The following is an 11971-nucleotide window of genomic DNA, read 5'->3' as shown; positions in this document are numbered from 1 at the left end:
TAAAAAGCCGCAAATAACATAGCAATATTTTCTTCTTTCATTTTTTGAATAAGAACGATCCCAAAACGTGTTTTATTTTATATGCCCGGCGCAGGTTATTTGTCAGCATTCATATTTAAAATCATACTGTTATTTACGTTGCCTTCCTGCCAAACGGTGCCAGGCTTAAAAGAACCCATGATAAAAGGAGGTCATGATGGCTTCGATTTATACGCTGACACTCTCCCCTTCCCTCGACTCCGCGACCATGACGCCGCAAATCTACCCGGAAGGTAAGCTGCGCTGTAGCGCGCCGGTGTTTGAGCCGGGCGGCGGCGGCATCAACGTGGCGCGCGCTATTACCCATCTCGGCGGAAAAGCCACCGCCATCTTCCCCGCTGGCGGCGCCACGGGAGAACATCTGGTTGCGTTGCTGGCAGATGAACAGGTGGCCGTAGACACCGTCGATGCTAAAGACTGGACCCGGCAGAACCTGCATGTCCATGTTGAATCCAGCGGCGAGCAATATCGTTTTGTGATGCCGGGGGCGAAATTAAGCGATGATGAGTTTCGTCAACTGGAAGAGAAAGTGCTGACCATTGAAAGCGGCTCATTACTGGTGATCAGCGGTAGCCTGCCGCCGGGCGTCAAAACAGAAAAACTGACGGCGCTGGTTCAGGCGGCGCTCCAGCGCGGCATCCGCTGCATTGTCGATAGCTCGGGCGAAGCCCTGAAGGCGGCGTTAGAACCCGGACAACTTGAACTCGTTAAACCTAACCAGAAAGAGCTCAGTGCCCTGGTTAATCGAGAACTCAGCCAGCCTGATGACGTTCGTACTGCCGCAGAAGAGCTGGTACGTACGGGCAAAGCGCATCGCGTTGTGGTCTCTCTCGGTCCTCAGGGTGCGCTGGCCGTCGACAAGACGGGCTTTGTACAGGTTGTGCCACCGCCGATGAAAAGCCAGAGCACCGTGGGTGCCGGTGACAGTATGGTTGGCGCGATGGTGCTGAAGCTAGCGCAGGGCGCTTCGCTTCTGGAGATGGCACGCTATGGCGTCGCGGCAGGGAGTGCAGCCACCATAAACCAGGGAACGCGTCTGTGTTCGCTTGCGGATACCCAGAAAATTGTCGATTACCTGGCGAGAAGCTGAACCTGCTTCCCCTTCCCATGGAGGGGGAAGTCGCTAAACAGGGCATATCGACTATGCTAAGAAAACTTTCAGGATAACAACGAGGTGAATTATGAGCAGTGGTGATATCACCCGCTACGTCGTAACCGTGAATATTCATGAGGCGTCGCTGACCGAACTGAATGAACTCAACAACGCGTTCACGCGCGCCAATTTTCTGCTCACGCTGACGGACGATGAGGGCAATATTCACGATCTCGGCTCACTGGCATTTGGCCTGATAAGCCCGCTGAGTCAGGAAGAGGTGAAGGCGCTGGCCAGTAGTCTGGTGGAAAGCGTGACTGACAAAGCCACGGAAATTGATGTGGATAGCTGGGAAAACTGGCATAAAAAAGAACAATAAGTGCCCTGTACAAAATTAAACCGCTCAGTTGTGCGTTAGTTCCTGTTTTTTTATAGCCGTTTTGCGCTAACTTTATGATCTGGCAGACAACATGGGAGAGACATCATGTGGCAGGCTATCAGTCATCTTTTAAGTGAGCAGCTGGGTGAAGGTGAAATTGAACTGCGTAACGAACTGCCAGGCGGAGAGATCCATGCCGCATGGCATTTACGTTACGCCGGGCGCGATCTTTTCGTTAAATGTGATGAGCGTGAATTGCTCCCCATTTTTACTGCCGAAGCCGATCAGCTTGAGTTGTTATCGCGCAGTAAAACAGTCACCGTTCCGCAGGTTTTAGCCGTCGGTAGCGATCGTGACTATAGCTTTCTGGTGATGAACTATCTCCCCGCGCGCCCTCTGGATGCGCACAACGCCTTTATTCTCGGGCAACAGATCGCCCGTTTGCACCAGTGGAGCGATCAACCTCAGTTCGGGCTCGATTTTGATAACGACCTCTCCACTACCCCACAGCCAAACGCATGGCAGCGCCGCTGGTCGACCTTTTTCGCCGAGCAGCGCATCGGTTGGCAGCTGGAGCTGGCCGCTGAAAAGGGATTAGCGTTCGGCAACATCGACGCGATTGTTGAACACATTCAGCAGCGTCTGGCTTCGCATCAGCCTCAGGCTTCCCTTCTGCACGGAGATTTATGGTCAAACAACTGTGCACTTGGGCCTGATGGTCCCTATATATTTGACCCGGCCTGCTACTGGGGCGACAGAGAATGTGACCTCGCAATGCTGCCGTTGCACCCTGAACAGCCGCCGCAAATTTATGATGGCTATCAGTCTGTCTCGCCGTTACCTGCGGGTTTCCTTGATCGTCAGCCGGTTTATCAGCTGTACACCTTGATAAACCGGGCTATTTTGTTTGGCGGGAGTCATCTGGTCAATGCCCAGCGGGCGCTGGACCGCATTCTGGCGGTATAGCGGGAGGGGGCGGCTTCACGCCCCTTCCCTTAGGATTTACAGGAAGCCAAGCAGCGTAAAGAAGAAATACCCGGCCACAATGATAATGACCGGCAGGATGTAGAGCGGGAAAAACTGCACAAAAATGGTATGACGCGGAACGACAATGCGCGATTCGATCTGCTCGCGGCTCATCCCGTCAGGGCCTTTCGCCTTCTCAAGGATCAGCTGGTCTTCCACCCCTTCGCGCAAAAAGCGGGTCTGGCGACTCATGCGCGCGCCGGAGGCCTGCAACGCCATCGCGATAAATATCAACGCATAGATTATCCAGAAACCGACATTCAGCTGGTGGTGAAAATCCGGCGTGGGCGAGTTGAACCAGAAGACGTTCAGGAACGGGGTATTAAACCGCATCATCTCAATCATGACGTGCGCAAAATCAAGCATGACGGCATTGATGCCCGGCTGTTTTTCGCTGTGATCGTACATAAATTTGAGTACGGAGATCAGCGTTGAAATCAGGGCGGGAATGAAAATAACCCAACCAGCAATACGTTTTAAGACCGCGATGCGTCCAGCTTGTTGATACGTCATTAGTTCCTCTTCATAAAGACGCGTTATTTGTGCCTAAGTCTACCTGCTGTCGGTCATTTTCGCCCGCTCTTTGAATGCAATATGCTAAATTGCTTGTGCTTAGCACCGTTTGTCTTACCCCCAAGATAAGGAGATGTTGTAATGTCGACCCCGCGCCAGATACTTGCCGCTATTTTTGACATGGATGGATTGCTGATTGATTCCGAACCCCTGTGGGATCGGGCTGAACTGGACGTGATGGCCAGCCTCGGCGTCGATATCAGTCGTCGTAACGAGCTTCCCGATACCCTGGGGCTGCGCATCGATATGGTGGTTGACCTCTGGTATGCCCACCAGCCATGGGTTGGCCCGGATCGCGACGAAGTAACGGCGCGCATTATCAACCGCGCTATCTCCCTCGTAGAGGAGTATAAGCCGCTGTTACCGGGCGTACGCGACGCTATCGCCCTGTGCAAGGCGCAAGGGCTGAAAGTGGGGCTGGCCTCCGCCTCACCGCTGCATATGCTGGAAAAAGTGCTGACGATGTTCGGGCTGCGCGACAGCTTCGACGCGCTGGCCTCGGCCGAAAAGCTTCCTTACAGCAAGCCACATCCGCAGGTATATATGGACTGCGCCGCGAAACTGGGGCTGGATCCACTTACCTGTGTGGCGCTGGAAGATTCGGTTAACGGCATGGTGGCGTCCAAAGCCGCACGTATGCGCTCCATCGTTGTGCCGGCTGAAGAAGGCCGACACGATCCCCGTTTTGCCCTCGCAGACGTCAGGCTGACGTCTCTTGAAGAATTGACTGCCCGCCATCTGCGCGGGGAGTAACGCTCTTTCAGGCAGCTTCGGCTGCCTGTCTCGCCAAATCAAAACAACGTTTTACTTTATTTGCTTTTCTCATTCCAGACTCCTATTCTTACGTGCAGAATGACAATAACCTGACTTCTGAGGCGCGTATGATACTGGATGCTTTTACTCTGGCAGGAAAAGTGGCGATGGTGACCGGGTGCGATACCGGTCTGGGGCAAGGTATGGCCATTGCCCTCGCCCAGGCAGGATGCGATATCGTGGGGGTTAACCGCAAGGTTCCTGACGAAACGGCAGCGCGCGTTACGTCGCTGGGACGACACTTTATCGCGATTCGCGCCGATCTTGGCAAGCAGGAGAGTATTCAGAGCGTGGTGGATACCGCAGTCGCTGAGATGGGCCGCATCGATATTCTGGTTAACAATGCCGGCACCATCCGCCGTGCCGATGCGCTGGAATTTAGCGAGAAGGACTGGGACGAGGTCATCGATCTCAATCTGAAATCGGTCTTTTTCCTCTCTCAGGCAGTGGCGAAACAGTTTATCGCGCAGGGTCAGGGCGGCAAGATTATTAACATTGCCTCCATGCTCTCCTTCCAGGGCGGCATCCGGGTGCCCTCCTATACGGCGTCCAAAAGCGGCGTGCTGGGCCTCACCCGCCTGCTGGCGAACGAATGGGCAACGCTGGGCATTAATGTGAATGCTATTGCGCCGGGTTATATGGCGACCAATAACACCCGGCAGCTTCGCGATGATGAGCAGCGCAGCCAGGCGATCCTCGACCGTATTCCGGCGGGTCGCTGGGGTCTGCCGGAGGATTTACAGGGTCCGGTGGTGTTCCTGGCCTCGTCGGCCTCTGATTACGTTAACGGCCATACCCTCGCCGTAGACGGTGGCTGGCTGGCGCGCTAACCGCGCGTTTGTGACAAAGAGTTACACCGTCACCTCTTTCACACACTGTATAAAAACCCTATACTGTATGAATCGACAGTTTACCGGGTTTTATCATGACGGCGGAAGGCCACCTGCTTTTTTCACTTGCCTGTGCAGTGTTTGCCAAAAACGCTGAACTGACCCCTGTGCTGGCACAGGGGGACTGGTGGCATATTGTCCCTTCCGCCGTGCTGACCTGCCTCCTGCCGGACATAGATCATCCAAAGTCATTCCTTGGCCAGCGGCTGAAGTGGATTTCAAAACCCATCGCCAGAGCCTTTGGTCATCGCGGGTTTACCCACAGCCTGCTGGCCGTCTTCGGCCTGCTTACACTCTTCTATTTGAAGGTTCCGGAGAGCTGGATCGTCCCGGCGGATGCCATTCAGGGCATGGTGCTCGGCTACTTAAGCCATATCCTCGCCGATATGCTGACGCCAGCGGGCGTACCGCTGCTCTGGCCCTGCCGCTGGCGTTTCCGTCTGCCAATCCTCGTGCCGCAAAAAGGCAACCAGCTGGAGCGCGTTCTGTGTATGGCGCTGTTTGCGTATGCCGTGTGGATGCCGCAGACATTGCCCGAAAATGGTGCAGTGCGCTGGTCATCGCAAATGATCAACTCGCTACAATTTCAGTTCAATCGTTTTATTAATCACCAGATTGAACATTAAACCGACAATATAATCACTTTTGTCATAAACCATTCCATATGGATATAAGCGCGACATCACACTTCTGATAACCTTGCGCCAACAGGTTCGGTAAAAACCGACCGTATAATAAATCAGGAGAACGGGGATGAATTTTCCACTCATCGCGAACATTGTTGTGTTCGTCGTATTGCTATTGCTTCTCGCCCAGGCTCGCCACAAACAGTGGAGCCTGGCGAAAAAGGTACTGGTCGGTCTGGTCATGGGCGTGGTGTTTGGCCTGGCCTTACACGCCATTTACGGCTCCGATAGCCCGGTACTGAAAGATTCTATTCAGTGGTTCAACATTGTCGGTAACGGCTATGTACAGCTGCTGCAAATGATCGTTATGCCGCTGGTATTCGCCTCTATTCTGAGCGCCGTAGCCCGCCTGCATAATGCCTCTCAACTGGGTAAAATCAGTTTCCTGACCATTGGTACCCTGCTCTTCACCACGCTGATTGCGGCGCTGGTGGGTGTGCTGGTAACCAATCTGTTTGGCCTGACTGCTGAAGGTCTGGTGCAGGGTAGCGCTGAAACCGCGCGTCTGACGGCGATTGAGACCAACTACGTGGGTAAAGTGGCCGATCTGACCGTTCCGCAGATGGTGCTCTCCTTCATTCCGAAGAATCCGTTCGCTGACCTGACCGGTGCAAGCCCAACCTCCATTATCAGCGTGGTGATCTTCGCGGCATTCCTGGGCGTGGCTGCGCTCAAGCTGCTGAAGGACGATGCGCCGAAAGGCGAGCGCGTTCTGACAGCCATCGATACCCTGCAAAGCTGGGTGATGAAGCTGGTGCGTCTGGTCATGCAGCTGACGCCGTACGGTGTCCTGGCGCTGATGACCAAAGTCGTGGCAGGCTCTAACCTGCAAGACATCATCAAGCTTGGCAGCTTTGTGATCGCCTCTTATCTGGGGCTGGGCATTATGTTTGTGGTGCACGGTATCCTGCTGGGCGTGAACGGCGTTAGCCCGCTGAAATATTTCCGCAAAGTCTGGCCGGTGCTGACCTTCGCCTTCACCAGCCGTTCCAGCGCGGCATCTATCCCGCTGAACGTGGAAGCACAGACCCGTCGTCTGGGCGTACCGGAGTCTATCGCCAGCTTCTCGGCCTCCTTTGGCGCCACCATCGGGCAGAACGGCTGTGCGGGTCTCTACCCGGCGATGCTGGCCGTGATGGTTGCCCCAACCGTGGGGATTAACCCGCTGGATCCGGTCTGGATTGCGACGCTGGTGGGTATCGTGACCATTAGCTCCGCCGGTGTTGCGGGCGTGGGCGGCGGCGCGACCTTCGCTGCGCTGATCGTTCTGCCTGCGCTGGGACTGCCGGTGACGCTGGTTGCCCTGCTGATCTCTGTTGAACCGCTGATCGATATGGGGCGTACCGCCCTGAACGTGAGTGGCTCAATGACCGCCGGTACCCTGACCAGCCAGTGGCTGAAGCAGACCGACAAAACGATTCTCGACAGTGAAGAAGATGCGGAACTGGCCCATCGTTAATCACGGCTGAAATAAAAAAACCGCCTGCGGGCGGTTTTTTTATGGCTGTTATTCTTCAACCTCTTCATCCTGGCGGGTCTGCACAGCCCATCGCTGCGCCGATTCCGGCACCGTAAACGCAGGGGAGCGACGGAAGTGCTCGCCAATCAGCACGAAGGCAACGTATTTACCCCTTAACATCCAGACATCGCGAAAACCATCCACTTTCAGGGCATGGTCAGGCGGCGCGGGTTCAACGCGGGGCACATAGCTAATAACCTGGCGGTTTTGTTGACGAAGAGGTTTCATAAGCGACGGGTTCACTAAAGCAAATTCTTAAGCAGGAAATTTCTATCATAGCCGATTCTCCCCCCACCCGTCGCGCCTGACGTGAGGCAGATGGCTCCTTTCGCTAATCACTTATCTGAAAACGCTTAGTTCGCCTGCTAATTCATCACATTGTTCTATCCTTAATAGGGTTTTCAGGAACGAACAAAGGAGAATCGTGCAATGTCGAACAATGATAAACCACATCAAGCCCCTATTCATGGCACCGAAGAATCTCAACCGGGAATGGACTCACTCGCCCCTGCGGATGGCTCTCATAAACCGTCGCCGGGCCTGTCCGCGCCGGGCGAGCAACCTACTGCACCGGGAAGCGTGAAGTCGCCCGATGCGGATAACGAGAAGTTAAAATCTCTCGACCCGCACCGCAAAGGGGGTGAAGGCTATGCGCTGACCACCAATCAGGGCGTGCGTATCGCCGATGACCAGAACTCCCTGCGCGCCGGAACGCGCGGCCCGACGCTGCTGGAAGATTTCATCCTGCGGGAAAAAATCACCCATTTCGACCATGAGCGTATTCCTGAGCGTATCGTTCACGCTCGCGGCTCCGCGGCGCACGGCTATTTCCAGCCGTACAAGAGCCTGAAGGCGATCACGAAGGCGGATTTCCTTTCCGATCCGAACAAAATCACACCGGTATTTGTGCGCTTCTCTACCGTACAGGGCGGCGCGGGTTCGGCCGATACGGTGCGTGATATCCGCGGCTTCGCCACCAAATTCTATACCGAAGAGGGCATTTTCGACCTCGTCGGGAATAACACCCCGGTTTTCTTCATTCAGGATGCGCATAAGTTCCCTGACTTTGTCCATGCGGTAAAACCAGAGCCACACTGGGCCATACCGCAGGGACAAAGTGCGCATGACACCTTCTGGGACTACGTCTCCCTGCAACCGGAAACCCTTCACAACGTGATGTGGGCGATGTCTGACCGGGGGATCCCACGCAGCTATCGCACCATGGAAGGGTTTGGTATTCATACCTTCCGTCTGATTAACGCTGAAGGTAAAGCGACGTTTGCGCGTTTCCACTGGAAACCGGTCGCGGGGAAAGCATCCCTGGTGTGGGATGAAGCACAGAAGCTGACAGGGCGCGATCCGGACTTCCACCGTCGCGAACTGTGGGAATCCATTGAAGCCGGTGATTTCCCGGAATACGAGCTGGGATTACAGCTGATCCCGGAAGAGGACGAGTTCAAATTCGACTTCGACCTGCTCGACCCGACCAAGCTTATTCCTGAAGAGCTGGTGCCGGTTCAGCTGGTGGGCAAAATGGTGCTTAACCGCAACCCGGATAACTTCTTCGCGGAGAATGAGCAGGCTGCGTTCCACCCGGGCCATATTGTGCCGGGGCTGGATTTCACCAACGATCCGCTGCTACAGGGCCGTCTGTTCTCTTACACCGATACGCAGATCAGCCGTCTCGGTGGACCGAACTTCCACGAAATTCCTATCAACCGTCCGACCTGCCCGTACCATAACTTCCAGCGTGACGGGATGCATCGCCAGGATATCGATACCAACCCGGCGAACTACGAGCCAAACTCCATTAACGATAACTGGCCGCGTGAAACCCCGCCGGGGCCAAAACGTGGCGGATTTGAGTCGTATCAGGAGCGCGTGGACGGAACAAAAATTCGCGAGCGCAGCCCGTCATTCGGCGAATATTACGCTCAGCCTCGCCTGTTCTGGAACAGCCAGACCCCGATTGAACAGCAGCACATTATCGGCGGTTTCAGCTTTGAGCTGAGCAAAGTGGTGCGTACCTACATTCGCGAGCGCGTGGTCGACCATCTGGCGCATATTGATATCCAGCTTGCTCAGGGCGTGGCGAATAATCTCGGCATCACGCTGACTGACGAGCAATGCCATGCCGCACCGCCAAAAGACGTGAACGGGCTGAAGAAGGATCCGTCCCTGAGCCTGTACGCGGTACCTGGCGGGTCAATTAAAGGCCGCGTAGTGGCTATCCTGCTGAATGATAAACCGCGCGCCAGCGACGTGCTGGGGATCATGAAGGCGCTCAAAACCCAGGGCGTACATGCCAAACTGCTTTACTCCCGCATGGGTGAAGTGACAGCCGACGATGGCTCTGTCCTGCCAATTGCCGCGACCTTCGCCGGGGCACCGTCGCTGACGGTTGACGCGGTGATTATGCCGTGCGGCGACGTTGAGAGCCTGCTCGGTAACGGTGATGCCGCCTATTATCTGCTGGAAGCCTATAAGCACCTGAAGCCAATCGCCCTGGCAGGCGATGCGCGAAAGTTTAAATCTCTGCTGAAGGTACCGGATCAAGGGGAAGAAGGCATTGTCGAAGGTGATAACATTGACGATGCGTTTATGACCCGGTTGTTTGACCTGCTTGCTGCGCACCGCGTGTGGTCGCGCAGCAGTAAGATTGACCAGATACCGGCGTAAAAAAAAGCCGGGTGGCGCTGCGCTTACCCGGCCTACATTTCGATTGCTTTTGTAGGCCCGGTAAGGCGAAGCCGCCACCGGGCTTTAACTCAAAGATCCCTGAACGTCCCCAGACGATACCCACGCTCGGCAATCGCGTACTTTAACGACGCCGACGTCAGCACATCCAGTTCTGCCAGACGCGGCCAGCAGTAGGCGCTCTTACGTACGATGTTATCGACAAACGCCGGGTGCGCCATTACCTCAAGCGAGCGCTCCCCTTTCGCGGCGGACTCATCCAGCACCTTCAGGAACAGCGCTTCGTCGATCTCGTCGCCATAAAATGCGCTGCTGAACCCCTCCGTTGACGTCACCGCGACGTCCGGCAGCCCGCGCACCTCACGATCCACGCGCATCGCCACGCCTTTACGTTGCGCAAACTCTGCCACAAGCGGGAAAATCGCCGGGATCATATGCACATGATGATGGCTGTCAATATGGGTAGGCTCGCGGCCAAACACATCCACAAAGCGGTTAAACTGGCAATCCAGCTCGCGGGCAATCTCATCGAGCGGCAGAGCGCCCTGCTCCGCCATTTCCCAAATCCATTTCCCCAGCTGGCCGTCGCGCGTCAGGCCCGGCATTGGCGAAAGGGGCAACCCAAGCGTCAGCACAAAGTGCATGCCCACGCCCAGCTCGGGCAGCTCACGGCTTAACTGCGCCGCATGTTCCACCGCCTCACCGTTGATGAGCGCTGTTGTAGAGGTCGCGACGCCCCGGCGACAGGCTTCAATAATGCCGTAGTTCTGCCCTTTTGACAGGCCAAAATCATCGGCATTGACGATCAGCAGGTTTTCCATCGCGCCTCCTCTTAACGGTGTGTGAGTTTCAGTTTCTCAACCGTTGCAGCAAAGTTTGGCAGCCATTTTTCATGCGCCAGGATCATCTCACTCGCGAGTTTTTCAGCGTCACGGTCAGAATGCACCAGCGGGCTGAGGTTCAGCGCCAGCAGCACGTCATTCAGTTCGCCGCTCAGGGCCGCATTGCTCGCCGCCACTTCAAAGCCTTTGATGGTGTGAATCAGACCCATCACCTTATCGTCGAAGTGGGTAATGCGGCGATGCGGTTTTGCACCCTCGCGCCCAAGGATGCAGGTCATCTCAACGGCCCAGTCTGCCGGGATATTGTCGATGTGCCCGTGATGGGGAACGTTTACATAGTGCTCGGCCTGCTTGTCATTGTAAATGGCGTTAATCACTTCACACGCGGCATCCGAATAGTATGCCCCGCCGCGCTGCTCCAGCTCTTTCGGTTTGACGTTCAGGTTCGGATCTTTATACAAATCAAAAAGCTGCTTCTCTACTTTCTGTACAACCTGAGCGCGTGCGCCACCTTTGTAGTATTCGCCCATTTCAATGGCCAGCATCTCTTTCTGCTTAAAGTAGTAGAGCAGATACGAGCACGGCAGCAGATTCAGGGAGCGGATCAGCCCTTCGCTGAACGGCAGATCGAAAATGTTTTTCACCGAGGCCGCGGTCAGGCGACCAGAGGCGACGCCGTCGAGCAGTTCCGCAAAGCGCGATTGCCCGTTCACTATCACATCTTTGATAAAGACCATGTGATTCAGGCCGAACAGATCAATGGAGAGATCATCGTTATCGGTCAGTTCCAGTACATCGCGGATGAACATCTTCATGCCAATCGGAATATTGCAGACGCCGATAAAGCGTTTGAAACCGGTGTGGCGATAGACTGCCTCGGTGACCATCCCGGCCGGGTTGGTAAAGTTGATCACCCAGGCGTTCGGGCAGATCTCCTCCACGTCTTTAATGATGTCAAAAATGACCGGAATAGTACGCAGGCCTTTAAACAGGCCACCTGCCCCATTGGTTTCCTGGCCCAGATAACCGTGGCTCAGCGGAATGCGCTCGTCCAGCTCACGCGCCTTCAGCTGGCCGACGCGCAGCTGCGTGGTCACGAAGTCAGCATCTTTCAGTGCCAGGCGGCGATCCAGCGTTTTATGCACGGTTAAGGGCACGCCCGCTTTTTCAACCATGCGTTTGCACAGTTCAAAAATAATATTCAGCTTCTCCTGACCTTCTTCAACATCCACCAGCCATAATTCGCTGACCGGTAATTCATGATACCGTTTCAGGAAACCTTCAAGTAATTCCGGGGTATAGCTGCTGCCGCCACCAATGGTTACGACTTTTAATTTCTGTTGCATAATATCTCCCTTAGCATATCAGGTTAATCGCCTGCAAGGTATAGCGTACTCTTCCCGCTATTTGGGCA

General features: G+C 55.1%; 12 protein-coding genes. 8 read left to right on the top strand and 4 right to left on the bottom strand.

The genetic code is table 11. The features are described 5' to 3' along the window. The first annotated feature begins 196 nt into the window (after nt 1–196). The 3 genes from pfkB (at nt 197) to ACOTY5_RS04890 (ending at nt 2477) form a co-directional block, all read left to right on the top strand. Complete coding sequence (gene pfkB, locus ACOTY5_RS04900; protein WP_017693589.1) at nt 197–1129, top strand: 6-phosphofructokinase II; 933 nt, start codon at nt 197–199, stop codon at nt 1127–1129. Nucleotides 1130–1220: 91 nt separating this feature from the next. Further along, nucleotides 1221–1511: a type V toxin-antitoxin system endoribonuclease antitoxin GhoS gene (gene ghoS, locus ACOTY5_RS04895; RefSeq protein WP_003857822.1), complete on the top strand. Its 291-nt coding sequence runs from the start codon at nt 1221–1223 to the stop codon at nt 1509–1511. 105 nt (nt 1512–1616) lie between these two features. Beyond that, a complete protein-coding gene (locus tag ACOTY5_RS04890; RefSeq protein WP_045141493.1) occupies nt 1617–2477 on the top strand; it encodes a fructosamine kinase family protein in 861 nt (286 codons plus the stop codon). Between the two features lie 36 nt (nt 2478–2513). Here the strand turns inward: ACOTY5_RS04890 and ACOTY5_RS04885 are convergent, their stop codons facing one another. Beyond that, on the bottom strand, nt 2514–3050 hold the full coding sequence (locus tag ACOTY5_RS04885) for a YniB family protein (protein ID WP_015570741.1): 537 nt from the start codon (nt 3048–3050) through the stop codon (nt 2514–2516). A gap of 141 nt (nt 3051–3191) precedes the next feature. On the opposite strand from ACOTY5_RS04885, the gene hxpB reads away from it, so the two are divergent. The 4 genes from hxpB to tcyP all read left to right on the top strand — a co-directional run bounded on the left by hxpB (nt 3192) and on the right by tcyP (nt 6958). Continuing rightward, a complete protein-coding gene (gene hxpB / locus ACOTY5_RS04880; RefSeq protein ID WP_003857825.1) occupies nt 3192–3863 on the top strand; it encodes a hexitol phosphatase HxpB in 672 nt (223 codons plus the stop codon). A 128-nt stretch (nt 3864–3991) separates the two neighbouring features. Continuing rightward, nucleotides 3992–4753 carry a 2-dehydro-3-deoxy-D-gluconate 5-dehydrogenase KduD gene (gene kduD / locus ACOTY5_RS04875; protein ID WP_058689448.1) on the top strand — a complete coding sequence of 254 codons (762 nt, stop codon included), beginning with the start codon at nt 3992–3994 and terminating at the stop codon, nt 4751–4753. A gap of 95 nt (nt 4754–4848) precedes the next feature. After that, complete coding sequence (locus ACOTY5_RS04870) at nt 4849–5439, top strand: metal-dependent hydrolase (RefSeq protein WP_015570742.1); 591 nt, start codon at nt 4849–4851, stop codon at nt 5437–5439. A gap of 127 nt (nt 5440–5566) precedes the next feature. After that, nucleotides 5567–6958, top strand: coding sequence for a cystine/sulfocysteine:cation symporter (tcyP, locus tag ACOTY5_RS04865; protein WP_015570743.1), 1392 nt, complete (start codon nt 5567–5569; stop codon nt 6956–6958). Nucleotides 6959–7006: 48 nt separating this feature from the next. On the opposite strand, the gene cedA is transcribed toward tcyP, so the two are convergent. Then, nucleotides 7007–7261, bottom strand: a complete 255-nt coding sequence (gene cedA / locus ACOTY5_RS04860; RefSeq protein ID WP_071524159.1) for a cell division activator CedA — start codon at nt 7259–7261, stop codon at nt 7007–7009. 186 nt (nt 7262–7447) lie between these two features. On the opposite strand from cedA, the gene katE reads away from it, so the two are divergent. Next, the gene (gene katE, locus ACOTY5_RS04855) at nt 7448–9697 is read left to right on the top strand and encodes a catalase HPII (RefSeq protein ID WP_421631851.1); all 2250 of its coding nucleotides are present in this window, start codon (nt 7448–7450) and stop codon (nt 9695–9697) included. A gap of 89 nt (nt 9698–9786) precedes the next feature. Here the strand turns inward: katE and chbG are convergent, their stop codons facing one another. Both chbG and ACOTY5_RS04845 read right to left on the bottom strand, forming a co-directional pair. After that, on the bottom strand, nt 9787–10536 hold the full coding sequence (chbG, locus tag ACOTY5_RS04850; protein ID WP_062934101.1) for a chitin disaccharide deacetylase: 750 nt from the start codon (nt 10534–10536) through the stop codon (nt 9787–9789). Between the two features lie 11 nt (nt 10537–10547). Beyond that, complete coding sequence (locus ACOTY5_RS04845) at nt 10548–11903, bottom strand: 6-phospho-beta-glucosidase (protein WP_045141490.1); 1356 nt, start codon at nt 11901–11903, stop codon at nt 10548–10550. Between the last annotated feature and the right edge of the window lie 68 nt (nt 11904–11971).

Source organism: Enterobacter cloacae complex sp. SHL018, assembly GCF_049237905.1.
GTDB classification, from domain to species: domain Bacteria; phylum Pseudomonadota; class Gammaproteobacteria; order Enterobacterales; family Enterobacteriaceae; genus Enterobacter; species Enterobacter hormaechei_C.
The sequence above is the reverse complement of the archived record's forward strand: the minus strand, read 5'-3'. Positions and strand labels throughout refer to the sequence as shown.